This window comes from Pseudomonas sp. IPO3774, from assembly GCF_013386835.1.
Classification (GTDB): Bacteria; Pseudomonadota; Gammaproteobacteria; order Pseudomonadales; family Pseudomonadaceae; genus Aquipseudomonas.
Genome location: NZ_JACAQY010000013.1, coordinates 502,317 through 518,435 on the forward strand (window position 1 = coordinate 502,317; position 16,119 = coordinate 518,435).

Sequence of the window (16,119 nt, forward strand, 5' to 3'; positions counted from 1 at the left end):
CCCCTCCCCATACGAAGTCCGGGGTTTTTTTTGCCCCGAGTTTTTACTCGGCGGCTTCCGAACCCTTGTCAGCCAGTTCCATCCAACCTGCCAATACAGTGTAGGCATCTTCCAGGCCCATGCGTTTTGGCGCCGAGAACAACTGGATAGTCACCGCATCACCCCAACCCTTACGGATTTCTGCCTGCACTTTGAGCAGGGTGTTTTTCGCTGCGCCGTAGGTCAATTTGTCGGCCTTGGTCAGCAGGACGTGCATCGGCATGCCGCTGGCGACGGCCCAGTCGAGCATCAACAGGTCGAAGTCGGTCATTGGATGACGGATGTCCATCATCAGAATCAAACCCTTCAAACTCTCCCGGCCACCCAGATACGCTTCGAGGTGACGCTGCCAGTGCAGCTTCAGCGGGATAGGTACTTTTGCATAACCGTAGCCCGGCAGGTCGACCAGACGCCGATCATCGTCTAGCTTGAAGAAGTTGAGGAGCTGTGTGCGCCCCGGGGTTTTCGAGGTGCGGGCCAGGCTGGCGTGGGTCAGGGTGTTCAGCGCGCTGGACTTGCCGGCGTTGGAGCGGCCGGCGAATGCGACTTCGAAGCCTTCGTCATCGGGGCATTGGTCGACTTTGGCGGCGCTGAGCATGAAGGTGGACTGTTGGCACAGGCCGAGGATGGGATTCTTGAGTTGCATGAGTTTTCCGATGTGGGCGGTGCCGGGAATAGGTGCGGCAAGCGGTGTCGTTTCCGTTTCAGTAGCGCCAGTATATAATGCCGCAGATTTTGTGTGTGCTTTGTCCCAGCGAAGGATGAAGTTCACGGGAGCGATAGACCTTTATTGCGCATTAGAACGCAAAACGCTCTCAAACCCTGAAAAGGTCGATGTATGACCAAGTGGCTGCTGGCCTTCGGTTTCTTGATGCCACTTTACAGTGCGCAGGCTACACAGGAACCGGAGGCTGTGTACAACCGCTTTTGCGGGGCCTGCCATGCCGGACAGCTGCCCAACGCCCCTGGACGGGGTGACCAGGCAGCCTGGAAGCCAAGATTGGCTCAAGGTATGGACACGCTGGTGCAACACGTGACCCAGGGTTTCAAGGCGATGCCGCCGCGTGGTTTGTGCATGGACTGCAGTACCGAGGATTACCATGCCGTCATTCAGTTGATGGTGAGTGAACCCGGTCCATAACTCTTTAACCCTTAGCCGTAGTTGGATTAGCTGATGAACAAACTGATCGTGAGTCTGCTGTTGACCCTGGGCATCACCGGTGTTGCCCATGCCGCAGGCGACGCCACTGCTGGCCAGGCGAAAGCCGCCGTATGTGGTGCTTGCCATGGACCGGACGGTAATAGCCCGGCGCCTAACTTTCCAAAACTGGCCGGCCAGGGTGAGCGTTACCTGACCAAGCAGATGCACGACATCAAGGATGGCAAGCGTACGGTCCTGGAAATGACCGGCTTGTTGACCAACCTCAGCGATCAGGACCTGGCGGATATCGCGGCGTATTTTGCCAGCCAGAAAGGCAGTGTGGGAGCTGCTGATCCGAAACTGGTGGCCCGCGGTGAAGAATTGTTCCGCGGCGGCAACCTGGAAAAAGGCATGCCTTCCTGCCTCGGCTGCCACTCGCCTAACGGCGCAGGCCTTGCTGCCGCTGGCTTCCCGCACTTGAGCGGCCAGCATGCCCAGTACATCGGCAAACAGCTGACAGACTTCCGCGAAGGCAATCGCACCAATGACGGCGATACCAAGATCATGCAGAGCATCGCCGCGAAACTCAGCAACAAGGACATCGAAGCCGTGTCCCAATACATCCAGGGCCTGCACTAAGTGCCCCGGCTACGTTAACGCTCGATTAATCCGTCGATGCAAGCATAAAAAGGGTGGCCCAGGCTGCCCTTTTTTGTGGCCGGTGCCGTTACACTAACGAACTCATGCCCGCGTAGACCTGTCACAACAAAGGTCGCGTGAGGCGACTTTATTTGTCCAGGAGTAAAGCATGCGTAATCTGATCCTCAGCGCCGCTCTCGTCACTGCCAGCCTTTTCGGCATGACCGCACAAGCTGCCGATAATGTGCCGCTTGAAGCCGGTAAAACCTACGTTGAGCTGGCCAATCCTGTGCCGGTTTCCGTACCGGGCAAGATCGAAGTGGTGGAGCTGTTCTGGTATGGCTGCCCGCATTGCTACGCTTTTGAGCCAGTCATCAATCCGTGGGTCGATAAGCTGCCTCAGGACGTGAACTTCAAACGTATTCCTGCCCTGTTCGGCGGCCCATGGGACGCCCACGGCCAGCTGTTCATTACCCTGGACACCATGGGTGTAGAACACAAGGTTCACGCGGCTGTGTTCAATGCCATCCAGAAAGAAGGCAAGCGCCTTGTGAAGCCTGAAGACATGGCCGATTTCGTCGCCACTCAAGGCGTCGACAAAACCAAGTTCCTGGAGACATTCAACTCGTTCGCTGTGAAGGGCAAGATGGCCCAATACAAGGAACTGGCCCAGAAATACGGCGTGCAAGGCGTACCGACGCTGATCGTCAACGGCAAATACCGCTTTGACATCGGCAGTGCCGGCGGCGAAGAGCAGGCGCTGAACGTGGCCGACCAATTGATCGCCAAAGAGCGCGCAGCCAAGTAAGGGGCCCGTCATGCGTCGCTGGGGTACTGAACGTGTCGTTGGCCTGCATGACCCGAAGGTCAACGAACATCACCTGGAATCCACGGGCCTGCCGGCTGACAGTCGGTTGCGCCTGCTCAGTTTCAATATCCAGGTGGGTATCAGTACCGAGAAATACCGGCATTACCTGACCCGTGGCTGGCAGCACCTGCTGCCCCACAATGGGCGTGCCGGCAATCTGCAAAAGATCGGCGACCTGTTGGGTGACTTCGACCTGGTAGCCCTGCAGGAGGCCGATGGTGGCAGCCTGCGCTCCGGCTACATCAACCAGGTCGAGCACCTTGCCCAGCTCGGTGCCTTTCCCTACTGGTATCAGCAACTCAATCGCAACCTCGGCAAACTCGGCCAGCACAGCAATGGTGTGCTCAGCCGCCTGAAGCCGTGGGCGATCGAGGATCACCCGTTACCCGGTCCAAAAGGCCGCGGGGCGATTCTCGTGAGGTTCGGCGAAGGGCCGGAAGCGTTGGTCGTGGTGATGATGCACCTCGCGTTGGGGGCACGAACCCGCACCCTGCAGTTGGCCTACATCCGCGAGTTGATTGGCAACTACAAACACCAGGTGCTGATGGGGGACATGAACACCCACGCCAGCGACCTGCTACAGAATTCCCCGTTGCGCGACCTTGGGTTGCTGGCGCCGCAAGTCGAAGCCACCTTTCCCAGCTGGCGACCGCAACGTTGTCTTGATCACATCCTGCTCAGCCCGACCCTGACACTCGAAAGTGTGCAGGTACTGGCGCAGCCCATCTCCGATCACCTGCCCGTCGCGGTAGAGATTCGTCTGCCGGGTTCGCTCACGGCTGATGCATTGCCCGCGTTGAGCCCCGGCCCTCGCGGACCCCTTGCATGAGCGACGACGCCCAGCGTTGGAAAGAGAAATACCTTAAAAGCGTCGAGCAACAAGAAAAGCTCGAGCGTCGCTGGGCCGCCCGCCTCGACCTGCTGCGCCGAGGGCTGGTGCGCAGCACCCTGGCGGCAGAAGGGACCGACCGAGCGGTTGACCAATGCATGAAGGAAATGCGCGATGTGGTGCGCACCGACGACATGGACGCCGCCCTCGCTGCATTGCTGCCGCGCCTGGAAAAGGCCGTGCTGGATTCGGAGCAGCGCCGCGAAACCCGGGTTGACCAGATCGGCAGCGCGTTGACGGCCCTGGTCACTCAGTTGCAGAAACTGCCCTTGCCACGGGACGTGAGTCGCCCGCTGAAGGCTTTCGCCAAGCAGCTGGACGGTCGGGTTGGCCAGGCGCGGGAGATCCCGCTGTTGCTGAGCGAGCTGAGCGGCCTGCAGGGGCAGGCGCTGAGTAACCTGGAGCCGGAGGGCGAAACCAGCCGTTCGAGCCCGGGGCTGTTGCAGCGTCTGTTTGGCACCAAGGACGCAATCGACACGCCGGAGGTTGAAGCGCCCACGCCATCCCGCCCGGCTTCTCCGGCGCCTGCTGCGCCAAAGCCTAGCCCGGTGGGTGAAGTTGAAGCGCCGGCGCAATCGGCAGAACTGGCCCAGGCGCTGCGGGCTTTTGCACCGCAGCCGAAGGTCCCGGCCCCCATCGAGTCGCCCCCTGAGCCGGTATCGCCAGTAGAGGCTACCGACGCTGTCAGCGAAGCAGTGCCTGTTGTTCCGGCCGTCGCGGTCACACCGTCCGTCGTCGAGGCACCCGCTACGATTATCGAAACGCCAGAACCCGAGCAACCGATCGAAGCGGAGGTTGAGCTTGAGAGCGCTCTTGCCGCCATGGTCGAGGTGCCAGAGGTGCAGGCCCGTGAGCCGGAGCGGACAGAGATCGGCAGTCTTTCCCTGCCCCCGGTCCTGGCCGATGAACCGCAAGAATCGCCCGAGCAGGCAGAGCTGAACCCAGACGAGCTGCAAGCGGATCAAGCCTACGCCCTGCCCGACACCCCCGAGCCGTCTTACAGTTCGGTGGCCAAGCACATCGAAGATACCCTGCTCGGCTTACTGGAAGACCTCTCGCTGCCCGAGCGCCATCGGCCCCAGGCCGAAGCCATGCGTGAACGCCTGGCCCACGGATTGAACTGGTACGAATTGCTGCCGATCCTCGATGACCTGGCGGTGTTGATGCTGGCGATCACCGACAGCGGCCAGCACGAGTTTGAAGCCTACCTCAAGCAACTCAACGACCGTCTCGAGGCGTTCCAGGGGCACCTGCAGGTCGCCAGTGACGGCCACGCCGACAGCCGCTCGGCGGCCAGGGAACTGGATACCCAGATCCGCGAACAAGTGGATGGTTTGCAAACCAGCATGCAGGACGCCGCAGACCTCGACAGCCTCAAGCACGTGCTGGAGAGCCATCTCGAAGGGTTGCTGGGCACCATGGATGAACACCGCCACCAGCGTGACCAGCGCGAACAGGAAGTGGCTGCACGGCTCAAGGGCCTGGCCGAACGGGTCGCCAATATGGAGCAAGAGGCTCAGGGCTACCGTGAACACCTTGAGGTTCAGCGCCAGAAAGCCCTGATCGATCCGCTCACCGGACTACCCAACCGGGCGGCCTGGAGCGAGCGCCTGGAGCAGGAGGTCAACGCCTGGCACCAGCGTGGAAATAACCTGTCACTGGCCATGCTGGACCTCGATCACTTCAAGCGCATCAACGACGGCTATGGTCATCTGGCGGGCGACAAGGTGCTGAAAATCATCGCCACGGTGCTTCGCAAACGCCTGCGGCCGAACGACTTCATCGCGCGTTTTGGCGGTGAAGAGTTTGTACTGCTGATGCCCAACTCGTCGCTGTCCGATGCGTTGGCGGTGGGTGAAACCCTGCGTGCAGCCATCCAAGCCTGCCCGTTTCACTTCAAGGGCGAGCCGGTGACGATTACGGTGTCCATGGGCATGGCGCAGTTTCAGCCGGGAGAACGCAGTGACCTGGCGCTCAAGCGCGCTGACGAGGCGTTATATCGTGCCAAGGCGGCGGGGCGTAACCAGGTGCAGGCGGCCTGACCGGAAATGTTCCATTTTGTTTAAAACATCGCATTTGGCCGCCTGGCAGCAAACGGTACGTTACACTGTTGCATTATCGTCTTAAGCGTACTATTTGCTGCCATGAAACTTCTGTGTTCTGCCTTTCTGTTTCTCCTGCTCGCCGGTTGCGCGAGCGGCCCTCGCCTGGACACCAGTCATCCGTCGGTGAACCACGACAATCGTGTGCAGTTTGTCGTCGTGCACTACACCTCGGCGTCCCTTGAGCGCTCCCTGGCGCTGTTGACCCATGGCCAGGTCAGCAGTCATTACCTGATCGGTGATGACGCCTCGGCCACCATCTATAAGCTCGTGGATGAAAGCCAGCGCGCCTGGCATGCCGGAGAAAGTGAATGGATGGGCCGCACCTGGCTCAACTCCAGCTCCATCGGGATCGAGATCGTGAACCCGGGTTATCGGGATTTGCCGACGGGCCGCGTCTGGTATCCCTATTCCGAAGCGCAGGTGCAGTCACTGGTGGTGCTGCTCAAGGACATCAGCAAGCGCAACGGCATCGACCCGCGAAACATCATCGGCCATAGCGACATTGCCCCGCTGCGCAAGCTGGACCCGGGGCCGTTGTTCCCCTGGAAGCGCCTGGCGGATGAAGGGCTGGGCATGTGGCCGGACGCCAAGGCGGTGGCCCGTTACCAGGTGCAGTACGCAGCCGATCTGCCGAGCATTACCTGGTTCCAGGAAGAGTTGGCGAAGCTGGGCTATCCGACGCCGCAGACGGGCGAGCTGGATGTGGCGACGCGGCATGTGGTGGCCGCGTTCCAGATGCATTTCCGGGCGTCGCTGTTTGACGGGACACCGGATGCCGAAAGTGCTGCGATCCTGCGGGCGTTGAATCACCAATAACGGTTGGCGCGTTGGTCCTACAGGGGCAACGCCATGTAGAACTGCGTCCCCTGCCCCGGCCGCGAATACACCCCCATGCGGCCACCGTGCAATTGCACGATCTCCTTGCACAGCGCCAGGCCCAGCCCGGCGCCGCCTTTCTTGCGGCCTACCTGCACAAACGGTTCGAAGATTCGTCCCTGCTGGCCGTAGGCAATGCCTTCACCGTTGTCTTCAACGCTGACAATCACCCGTTCGCCATGACGACGCGCCTGCAAGCGGATCTGCCCACCGTCGGCTGTGTGCCGCAGGGCATTGCCCAGCAAATTGTCGAGCACTCTTTCCAGCTGCGCTCGATCGGCATGCAACCTCGGTAGCGGGGATTGTTCCTCAACCAGCAGCTCGATGTTCTGCGCATTCGCCTGCTCCGCGAAGCGGGCGCGGGCATGTTCGAGCAGGTCGCTGATGTCACACGGGCCCAGGGTGAGTTTCTGCAAGCCATTCTGGTAGCGCGAGAAGTTGAGCAAGTCGTTGATCAACTGCATCAGGCGCTGCATTTCCTCGTTGACCGTATCCAGCAGGTCCGCTTCGCGCGACTCCGCAGGAAACTTCGCCCGTTCCCGGAACAAGCCGAAGGCCATGTGCATGCCTGTCACCGGCGTGCGTAATTCATGGGACGCGCGCAATACAAACTCACTGCGCACTCGTTCAAAGGCACGCTGCTCGGTAACGTCATGCAGCACCATCACCGCGCCCAGAATGTGCCCCTGGGTATGGCTGACCGGCGTCAGGCTGTACGTCAGCAGGCGCAGCTCACCCTCAACCTCTACTTCCAGGTCTTCAGGTGCGCGCTCCAGATTGCCGCCGCGCAGTACCAGCTGCAGTTGTTCATCCAGTTCCGGGCGGCCCAGGGCGTCGCCAAGGCCTTGGCCCAGGCGATTCTCGTCCCAGCCGAGTTGACGTTGTGCCACCGGGTTAAGGTGTTCCAGGCGACCCTGGCGGTCGATCATCAGCAGGCCGTCGTCGATGCTGTCGAGCACCGCTTGCAGGCGTTGCTGCCCGGCGAGTAGCTCGTCGACATTGGTTGCCTGATGCTGGCGCAACGCCTCGGCCATGATGCCGAAGCGTCGGGTCAGCAGGTTCATTTCCGCTGCGGATGAAATGGGCAGCGTGACTTCGAAGTTGCCCTGGCCGATCTTGTCGGCGGCCTTGGCCAGCGCTTCGATCGGCCCGCCAAAGCGTCGGGCGATACCATGGGCGGTAACGAAACCGATGATCAGCACCGCCAGGCCGACCAGGCCCAGCAGGCCGGCAATCAGCAGCGCACGTTCACGGGACTTGTGTTCGGTATCGTTGATGTTATCCAGGGCTTTCTTGTGCTCGGCGATCAGGCCGTTGCGCAGGATGTTGAAGCGTTTGGTGAGCTCGTCGTTGTTGCGCAGTTGCGGCGGAGCATTCTCCTTTTCATCGAACGCCTCGAGAAAGCTCAGGTAATTGGTCTTGGCCTGGGTAAAACCGCTGGTTACCGCGTCCTTTTGTTCGTGGTCGATACCTTGCTGCAACAGGGCGAAATAGCGTTGCTTGGAGTCTTCCAGCGCAGCGGTATTCGGCTGTTCATTGAGCATGATCATCAACTGGTCGCCGAGGGTCTGCCGAAGCTTGAGCCCCAGGTCCAATGTGATGAAGTTGCTGCGAATCAACGATTCCTGGGTCTTGGCCATTTGCATGACGCTCACCAGCCCCAGCAGCAACCCCAACAGGGCGACGGTGATCAGCGCGGAAATACTCAGGAACAACCGAGTGCGCAGGGTCATCGCAAGCTTCATAGGCTACAGCTCACAGGTTGTATTGTTTGCGTTTGCGGTACAGCGTCGACGCATCAATGCCAAGGGTTCGGGCCGCCTGGTCCAGGGTGTCGCTGGTGGCCAGCACGGCGCCGATATGCGCCTTTTCCAGTTCATCCAGGCTCAACGCCGCACCGATACGCGGGGCATTGTTAGTCGGCTGCTCGGCCATGCCGAGGTGGCTGATCTCAACTTTTTCCTGCGGGCAGATGATGCTGGCCCGCTCAACCACGTTGCGCAGCTCGCGGATGTTCCCCGGCCAGCGGTAGTTGAGCAGTGCCTCACGGGCTTCATCGCTGAAGCCGCGCGCCGGCCGCGCATATTCCTTCACGAAACGCGCCAGGAAGCGGTCGGCCAGGGTCAGGATGTCTTCGCTGCGTTCGCGCAGGGGCGGCAGGTGCAAGGTGATGACATTCAGGCGATACAGCAGGTCTTCGCGGAAACGGCCGTCGCGAACCATGTCTTCCAGGTTCAGGTTGGTAGCGGCGAGGATTCGCACATCGGCACGGCGCGTCACCGGGTCGCCGACGCGCTCGTATTCCTTGTCCTGGATAAAGCGCAGCAACTTGGGTTGTAAAGTAAGCGGAAAGTCGCCGATCTCGTCGAGAAACAAGGTGCCGCCATCGGCCTGGTTGACGCGGCCGAGGGTGCTTTCGCTGGCGCCGGTAAACGCACCACGGCTATGACCGAACAACTCGCTTTCCATCAGTTCCGCCGTCAGCGATGGGCAGTTGATGGTGACGCAGGATTTTTTCGCGCGTTTGCTCCAACCGTGGATCGCCCGGGCCAGTTCACCTTTACCGGTGCCGGATTCGCCGAGAATCAGGATGTTGGCATCAGTGCCCGCCACCTGGCGTGCGGTTTCCAGCACCACCATCATCGCCGGGCTATGGGAGTCGAGGCCGTCCTTGGGTTGGCGCACTGCGCCTTCCAGGGCTTCCAGGCGTGCCGACAGCTGGCGCACTTCCAGCTGTTTGGCCGTGGCCAGGCGCAATTGATCGGGGCTGCAAGGCTTTACCAGGTAGTCGGCCGCGCCGGCCTGGATCGCATCCACGGCGGTGTCGACGGCCGAGTGGGCCGTGACGATCACCACGCGCATCCACGGCGCCTGGATACGCATTTGCGCCAGTACATCCAGGCCGTTGTCTTCGCCCAGGCGCAGGTCCAGGAAGCACAGGTCAAACACCTGGCGTTGCAACAAGGCATCGGCCTGGGCGGCGCTGTTGGCGGTGGCTACGGTGTAGCCTTCATCTTCCAGGCAGTAACGGAAGGTGCGAAGGATCGCGGATTCGTCATCCACTAAAAGAATGCGGCCTTGAAGTTCCTTGGCTGATTCCATCTGTCCCGCGCTCCCTTAAGAATGAATGATGTTGTTTAGTCCCGGAATAATCGGGCAAGTTGCATGGTTTATTCTGATTGATTAAAGCCGTCACCGCGCAGCTATCTGCGCTTCTTCTTACAAAGACGCCCACAAGAGGCGTTTTTGTCCCCCTCTTGCCACTTCGGCAGTCGAACGTTGCCTTCCTATCCCTTGATCCGACCAGTGACCATCGTGCATTTCGCACGGCAAGGATAGGGGCATCGTGCAGGATGCTCGTGGTGTCAAAGCGCTTTTGTTTTTAACTTGTTGATTTTATTGGGTTTTATTTTGTTAAAAAACTGGCACGCAGGCTGCAATACACCTCATACGAGTTTCATCTACGAATAATCAGAATGCGGGAGAGATACAGCATGACTCGCCAAAGCCTGACCCAACTGCGTGTATCGCCACTGCGCCTGCAACAGGGGCTGTTTGCCAGCCTGGCCCTTATGGTGACCTTGATTGGCGGTCAGCAATTGGCGCATTGGCAGCAGAGTCAGCAGCAAGTCGTGCAGTTTGAACGTCCGATGATGACCCAGACCCATTTCCGCTCCGTCGGCAGCACTGCCGCCGATGTGACAACCCCGCAATTGGCGGCGGTTGAACAGGACTCCACCCTCGGCGACCTGCCATCGCAGGAACGCTGGGTGTTCTAGGCAATACACGGTCCTCGAATCGAGCGACCGCAGGCACTACCGCTGTTACCCCTAAAAGAAGCGTAAGGAGAATCACCATGTTGAGTTGGGCAATCACATTTCTGATCATCGCCATTGTGGCTGCAGTCCTGGGCTTCGGTGGTATCGCGGGCACCGCCACGGGTATCGCCAAGATTCTGTTTGTGGTCTTCCTGGTGATGTTCATCGCTTCCTTCTTCTTTGGCCGTCGTGGCCGAGGCTAAGCATGTTCAACTCGTCCCTTAAAGCCCTGGCTGCCGCCCTGTTGTTGGGCGGCAGCGGCTTGGTGCTGGCTGCCAATGATGGCCAGTCCCGAGCCAACGAACTGTTGAGCGCGAACCCGCAGTATCGCGAGACCTGGCAGAGCGTGGTCAAGAAGGAAGAGCGTCTGCCTGAATGGGTGTTGAACCTGTCGGGCAGTGCTGAACAAATGAATGCCGTTGAAGAGGATGGCGACAAGTACTTGGTTGGGCCGCTCTGCGAGACCGCAGACACATGCCTGAACAAGCGCCTGATCGTCGCCTTCAGCTTCGACAAGGAAGATGCCTACGCGATGTTGGTAGAAGTCCCGGCGGGCCTGCCCGCGGACAAATCGCCAACGCGGCATGCCGACTACCGTTTTCTTGGCAAGCCGGACGAAGGCATGCAAAAGCTGCTGATGGAACAGCTCAAGAAAGATCCGAATTGGTACTAGGTTCGGTCTGACGACGCTGTCGTCTACCGGCTTAACGTCCATAGAAAGAAGCGCCGTGCTTCTTTCTGTTTGCATCGCCCGACAAGGGTGGTGCATGACCAAGGGGCCGGGTTGCTCTGATCGTTTGGATCGGCGTGACCTACGGGGACAGGGAGTGCCTGCGCAAGGGCCGGGTCAGGTGAAAAGCTGCGACGCAAGTTCCCAAGCCGATGGTTTGTGGAACTTGCGACGGGCTTGCGGCTCCTATGCCCGCTTCTGTCATGCCGCCCATAGCGGCAATTCTCCTTTTTGCGTCCGCCCAACCATTTCTTGGTGTTTCCGCGTGACCATCTATCGAGAAAGTTTGTCTCCTGCCAGACGAGTTTTTCGATGGTATGCGTAGGAATTTTCAGGGGTTTTCAACTGCGACCGTAGATTTTCAAAAAACCCTGCGCGAGCCTGAAATGGCCGGTTCGCGGCATTTATGCCTGCCGAAATGTCGTATTCGAACTGACCGTTCAGACAGAAAAACTCAAAAAAACTCATGCCGATTCGGCATAGGGTAGGCGTTTACGGCATTAGACGTCGCCTCCTTGCATCGGAATAGTTGCGCCTTTTTTCGCCTGCCAGTGAGCCATATCGGCCAACTGCGGTGACCTTCTACGGGGGCAGATGCACACACTTTTTCGCTCTCGAGCGTTCCAGCTGCTGGCGCATCTGCCTGAGTCCACTTGAAGTAAGGGTAATGACATGAAGAAGGCAAAGCTAAGCCTCGCCTGGCAGATCCTCATCGGTCTGGTGCTGGGGATTGCAATCGGTGCGGTGCTTAACCATTTCAGTGCTGAAAAGGCCTGGTGGATCAGCAACGTGTTGCAGCCCGCTGGCGATATCTTTATCCGCCTGATCAAGATGATCGTTATCCCGATCGTGATTTCGTCGCTGATTGTCGGAATCGCCGGTGTTGGCGATGCGAAAAAGCTCGGCCGGATCGGCGTTAAAACCATCCTTTACTTCGAAGTGGTCACCACCATTGCCATTGTGGTCGGCCTGTTGCTGGCCAACCTGTTCCATCCGGGTACCGGCATCGACATGAGTACCCTGGGTACCGTCGACATTTCCAAATACACGGCCACCGCCGCCGAGGTCCAGCACGAGCACGCGTTCATCGAGACGATCCTCAACCTGATCCCGTCGAATATCTTCGCCGCCGTGGCCCGTGGCGACATGCTGCCGATCATCTTCTTCTCGGTGTTGTTCGGCCTCGGCTTGTCGAGCCTCAAGCCTGAATTGCGCGAGCCCCTGGTGACCATGTTCCAGGGCGTGTCCGAGAGCATGTTCAAAGTCACCCACATGATCATGAAATACGCCCCGATCGGTGTATTTGCCCTGATCGCGGTGACCGTCGCCAACTTCGGCTTCGCCTCGCTGCTGCCGCTGGCCAAGCTGGTGATCCTGGTTTACGTCGCCATCCTGTTCTTTGCTTTTGTGGTGCTGGGCCTGATCGCCCGCCTGTTCGGCTTCTCGGTGATCAAGCTGATGCGCATCTTCAAGGATGAGCTGGTGCTGGCCTACTCCACTGCCAGCTCTGAAACCGTGCTGCCGCGTGTGATCGAGAAGATGGAAGCCTACGGCGCGCCGAAGGCGATCTGCAGCTTCGTGGTACCGACCGGCTACTCGTTCAATCTCGACGGTTCGACCCTGTACCAGAGCATCGCGGCGATCTTCATCGCCCAGCTGTATGGCATCGACCTGTCGATTGGCCAGCAACTGATGCTGGTGCTGACCCTGATGGTCACCTCCAAAGGTATCGCCGGCGTACCGGGTGTGTCGTTCGTGGTACTGCTGGCGACCCTGGGCAGCGTGGGCATTCCGCTGGAAGGCCTGGCGTTCATCGCCGGTGTCGACCGCATCATGGACATGGCCCGTACCGCACTGAACGTGATCGGCAACGCCCTGGCCGTACTGGTCATCTCCCGTTGGGAAGGCATGTACGACGATGCCAAGGGCGAGCGCTACTGGAACTCCCTGCCGCACTGGCGCACCAAGCAAGCACTGCCGGCCGGCGAGACCACTCGCGGCTGACCGCCAGGACTGGCTCCTACACAAACCCCGGAAAATCCGGGGTTTGTCGTTTCTGCCAGCCCCGCTATCATTCGCCCCATCTTTCGGGGGATTCAACTGATGCTCAATGGCCTGTGGCTTGGCTTCTTCATCGTGGCGATGGTGTCTGCGCTGGCGCAATGGCTGATCGGCGGGAATGCCGGGATCTTTGCGGCCATGGTGGAAAGCATTTTCGCCATGGCCAAGCTGTCGGTCGAGGTGATGGTGTTGCTGTTCGGCACCCTGACCTTGTGGCTGGGCTTCCTGCGTATCGCCGAGAAAGCCGGGATCGTCGACTGGCTGGCCAAGGCCCTGGGGCCACTGTTCCGGCGCCTGATGCCGGAAGTGCCTGCCGGTCATCCGGCCATCGGCTTGATCACGCTCAACTTCGCCGCCAACGGCCTGGGCCTCGATAACGCCGCTACGCCCATCGGCCTCAAGGCCATGAAGGCGCTGCAAGAGCTCAACCCTATCCCCAATACCGCCAGCAACGCGCAGATCCTGTTCCTGGTACTCAACGCGTCTTCCCTGACCCTGCTGCCGGTCACCATCTTCATGTACCGCGCCCAGCAAGGTGCGGCGGACCCGACGCTGGTGTTCCTGCCGATCCTGCTGGCCACCAGCGCCTCGACCCTGGTGGGCCTGTTGTCGGTGGCGGTGATGCAACGCCTGCGGCTGTGGGACCCGGTGGTGCTGGCGTATCTGATTCCGGGTGCGCTGGTACTGGGTGGCTTCATGGCCTTGCTGGCGACGCTCTCAGCCACTGCGCTGGCGGGCCTGTCGTCGATCCTCGGCAACCTCACGCTGTTCGGGCTGATCATGTTGTTCCTGGTGATCGGCGCGCTGCGCAAGGTGAAGGTCTACGAGGCGTTTGTCGAAGGCGCCAAAGAGGGCTTCGACGTTGCCAAGAACCTGCTGCCGTACCTGGTGGCGATGCTGTGTGCAGTGGGCGTGTTGCGGGCGTCCGGCGCGCTGGATTTCGGCCTGGAAGGCATTCGCCACGTGGTGGCCTGGACCGGCATGGACACGCGCTTTGTCGATGCGCTGCCGACCGCGATGGTCAAGCCGTTCTCCGGCAGTGCGGCGCGGGCGATGTTGATTGAGACCATGCAGACCCAGGGCGTGGACAGCTTCCCGGCGCTGGTGGCGGCGACGATTCAGGGCAGCACCGAGACCACGTTCTATGTGTTGGCGGTGTACTTTGGCTCGGTGGGAATCCAGCGGGCACGGCATGCGGTGGGGTGTGCGTTGTTGGCGGAGTTTGCTGGTGTGGTGGCGGCGATTGCGGTGTGCTACTGGTTCTTCGGCTAAGACCTGAATCCCTGTGGCGAGGGAGCTTGCTCCCGTTGGGCCGCGAAGCGGCCCCAGTCAGTTATCGCAGGTGTGTCAGTCAAAGCTCATTGACTGGTTTTGGGGCTGCTGCGCAGCCCAACGGGAGCAAGCTCCCTCGCCACAAAAGCGCGGCTTCCCAGGCCGACGGCCCAATCCACCACCTGCCTGTTCAGTACATCGCCAGCCTGACCAAACCCGGCTACCACCGCCGGCACCTTGGTATCCCCCACCGGCTGCCTCACCTCGAACCGCTTGCTGGCAATAATCCGTTGATCACTGCCGCGCACCAACCGTGCGTCCAGCCGTATCACCACTTCAACTGCGCTGCCGCGATACTCACTCTGAAACGCCTGCAACTGCCCGCCCAACTCAAAGTCCGCCTGCAGATTGGTCTCATCGGTACTGAGCAACGTCACCCGCCCATCCCGCTGGAACCCGTCCAGCAACCGGTTACGCAACAGCACGGGGGCTGGATCGCTCCAGCGGGAATTCGCATAGCTGCTGATCAAGTCACCGTTAGGCACCACGGCAATCCGCGGGCTGTCGAGGAATTCGCTGGTCTGCGGCTTCGCCACCCGCAGCGACCAGGCCACCGGGCTGGCCTGCGTGGCGGCCTGCGCCGATGGCAACCGGTACACGTCCGAGGGATCCGCCTTCGGCAGGATGGAACACGCACTGACCAATACCAGCGCAACGGGGGCGATCATTTGGTACGCACGCTTCATGGCGTGAACTCCTTGTTCTTGTCGCTGCCCAGCAGGTAACCGCTGGGGTTGGCTTCCAGGCGGCGGGAAATGGCGCGCAACGAACCCAGGGTTTCGCGCAGCTCGCGCACCGCTGGCGCCAGTTCGTTGAGACCCTGCATGCCGCTGTTCAGGGAATCCTTGTTGTTGGTCAGCAAGGTGTCGATCGTGGCCGTGCTCTGTTGAAGGGACTGCATGGCCTTTTCAGCACTGCCAAACACCTGCTTGCCCTGGTCGTTGAGCAAACCGTTGGCGTTGCGCATCAACGCGGTGGTTTGCTCCAGGGTGGCGCTGGCCTGTTTGCTCACCTGCATCAATTGCTGCATCACCACCTTGATGTCGCCGCGCTGATCGGCAATCGCGCCGGTGGTCTGTTGCAGGTTGTCCAGGGTATTGCTGAGGCGGTCGACGTTCTCCCGGGAGAACATGTGATTGGCGTTGTGCAGCAGCAAGTTGATGCTGGTCATCAGGTCGTTGCTGTTGTTCAGCAGTCGCGCGATCGGCGATGGCGACGCAATGATTTCCGGCAGGTTGCCGTCCTTGCCCTTGAGCTCAGGGCTTTGGGGCGTACCGCCGCTGAGCTGGATGATCGAGGTGCCGGTGATGCCGGTCAGGGCCAGCTTGGCCTGGGTGTCTTCCTTGATCGGCGTCTGCCCGGCCAGGCGGATGCGCGCCAGCACCCGGCGCGGGTCTTTCGGGTCGAGGCGCAGGCTGGTGACGTCGCCCACCTTGATCCCGCTGTACTGCACGGCACTGCCTTGGGACAGCCCACTGACCGCCTCGTTGAACACCACTTCGTAATCCTGGAATGCGCTGTCGACGCTGGACTTGGCCAGCCACAGGCCAAACAGCATGGCGCCGACCACGACGATCACGCTGAACAGACCGATCATCACATGATGGGCTCGGGTTTCCAT

Annotated in this window: 16 protein-coding genes; 11 read left to right on the forward strand and 5 right to left on the reverse strand. The window is 60.3% G+C overall.

The window, feature by feature from the left end:
• Nucleotides 1–43: 43 nt before the first annotated feature.
• Nucleotides 44–685, reverse strand: a complete 642-nt coding sequence (gene yihA / locus HYE77_RS08320; protein ID WP_003214811.1) for a ribosome biogenesis GTP-binding protein YihA/YsxC — start codon at nt 683–685, stop codon at nt 44–46.
• Between the two features lie 192 nt (nt 686–877).
• Here yihA and HYE77_RS08325 point away from each other — a divergent pair, with 192 nt between their 5' ends.
• The 6 genes from HYE77_RS08325 (at nt 878) to HYE77_RS08350 (ending at nt 6,497) form a co-directional block, all read left to right on the forward strand.
• On the forward strand, nt 878–1,180 hold the full coding sequence (locus HYE77_RS08325) for a cytochrome c5 family protein (RefSeq protein ID WP_003214809.1): 303 nt from the start codon (nt 878–880) through the stop codon (nt 1,178–1,180).
• 33 nt (nt 1,181–1,213) lie between these two features.
• A complete protein-coding gene (locus tag HYE77_RS08330; protein WP_003214807.1) occupies nt 1,214–1,819 on the forward strand; it encodes a cytochrome c4 in 606 nt (201 codons plus the stop codon).
• 169 nt (nt 1,820–1,988) lie between these two features.
• A complete protein-coding gene (locus HYE77_RS08335; protein ID WP_063033700.1) occupies nt 1,989–2,627 on the forward strand; it encodes a thiol:disulfide interchange protein DsbA/DsbL in 639 nt (212 codons plus the stop codon).
• Nucleotides 2,628–2,637: 10 nt separating this feature from the next.
• Entirely contained in the window at nt 2,638–3,516 is an 879-nt protein-coding gene (locus HYE77_RS08340; protein WP_003214803.1) for an endonuclease/exonuclease/phosphatase family protein, read from the forward strand.
• Nucleotides 3,513–5,618, forward strand: coding sequence for a GGDEF domain-containing protein (locus HYE77_RS08345; RefSeq protein WP_177068654.1), 2,106 nt, complete (start codon nt 3,513–3,515; stop codon nt 5,616–5,618). Before HYE77_RS08340 ends, HYE77_RS08345 begins: the two co-directional genes overlap by 4 nt.
• A 102-nt stretch (nt 5,619–5,720) precedes the next feature.
• On the forward strand, nt 5,721–6,497 hold the full coding sequence (locus HYE77_RS08350) for an N-acetylmuramoyl-L-alanine amidase (RefSeq protein ID WP_003214798.1): 777 nt from the start codon (nt 5,721–5,723) through the stop codon (nt 6,495–6,497).
• Nucleotides 6,498–6,514: 17 nt separating this feature from the next.
• Here the strand turns inward: HYE77_RS08350 and HYE77_RS08355 are convergent, their stop codons facing one another.
• Together HYE77_RS08355 and algB are read right to left on the reverse strand one after the other, a co-directional pair.
• Nucleotides 6,515–8,302, reverse strand: coding sequence for a KinB sensor domain-containing domain (locus HYE77_RS08355; protein ID WP_008439641.1), 1,788 nt, complete (start codon nt 8,300–8,302; stop codon nt 6,515–6,517).
• A gap of 10 nt (nt 8,303–8,312) precedes the next feature.
• Nucleotides 8,313–9,659, reverse strand: coding sequence for a sigma-54-dependent response regulator transcription factor AlgB (gene algB / locus HYE77_RS08360; RefSeq protein WP_003214793.1), 1,347 nt, complete (start codon nt 9,657–9,659; stop codon nt 8,313–8,315).
• A 392-nt stretch (nt 9,660–10,051) separates the two neighbouring features.
• On the opposite strand from algB, the gene HYE77_RS08365 reads away from it, so the two are divergent.
• The 5 genes from HYE77_RS08365 (at nt 10,052) to HYE77_RS08385 (ending at nt 14,438) form a co-directional block, all read left to right on the forward strand.
• On the forward strand, nt 10,052–10,336 hold the full coding sequence (locus HYE77_RS08365; RefSeq protein ID WP_087694545.1) for a hypothetical protein: 285 nt from the start codon (nt 10,052–10,054) through the stop codon (nt 10,334–10,336).
• A 77-nt stretch (nt 10,337–10,413) separates the two neighbouring features.
• Nucleotides 10,414–10,578, forward strand: coding sequence for a DUF1328 domain-containing protein (locus HYE77_RS08370; protein ID WP_003170804.1), 165 nt, complete (start codon nt 10,414–10,416; stop codon nt 10,576–10,578).
• 2 nt (nt 10,579–10,580) lie between these two features.
• Nucleotides 10,581–11,048: an inhibitor of vertebrate lysozyme family protein gene (locus HYE77_RS08375; protein ID WP_177022440.1), complete on the forward strand. Its 468-nt coding sequence runs from the start codon at nt 10,581–10,583 to the stop codon at nt 11,046–11,048.
• 729 nt (nt 11,049–11,777) lie between these two features.
• The gene (gltP, locus tag HYE77_RS08380; protein WP_003214787.1) at nt 11,778–13,109 is read left to right on the forward strand and encodes a glutamate/aspartate:proton symporter GltP; all 1,332 of its coding nucleotides are present in this window, start codon (nt 11,778–11,780) and stop codon (nt 13,107–13,109) included.
• Between the two features lie 99 nt (nt 13,110–13,208).
• The gene (locus tag HYE77_RS08385; protein ID WP_003214785.1) at nt 13,209–14,438 is read left to right on the forward strand and encodes a nucleoside recognition domain-containing protein; all 1,230 of its coding nucleotides are present in this window, start codon (nt 13,209–13,211) and stop codon (nt 14,436–14,438) included.
• A gap of 86 nt (nt 14,439–14,524) precedes the next feature.
• Here the strand turns inward: HYE77_RS08385 and HYE77_RS08390 are convergent, their stop codons facing one another.
• Nucleotides 14,525–15,184 (reverse strand): ABC-type transport auxiliary lipoprotein family protein, encoded by a 660-nt coding sequence (locus HYE77_RS08390; protein ID WP_177022442.1) that lies wholly within the window; start codon nt 15,182–15,184, stop codon nt 14,525–14,527.
• Nucleotides 15,181–16,119 (reverse strand): MlaD family protein, encoded by a 939-nt coding sequence (locus HYE77_RS08395; RefSeq protein ID WP_008439646.1) that lies wholly within the window; start codon nt 16,117–16,119, stop codon nt 15,181–15,183. The genes HYE77_RS08390 and HYE77_RS08395 overlap by 4 nt, the downstream gene beginning before the upstream one ends.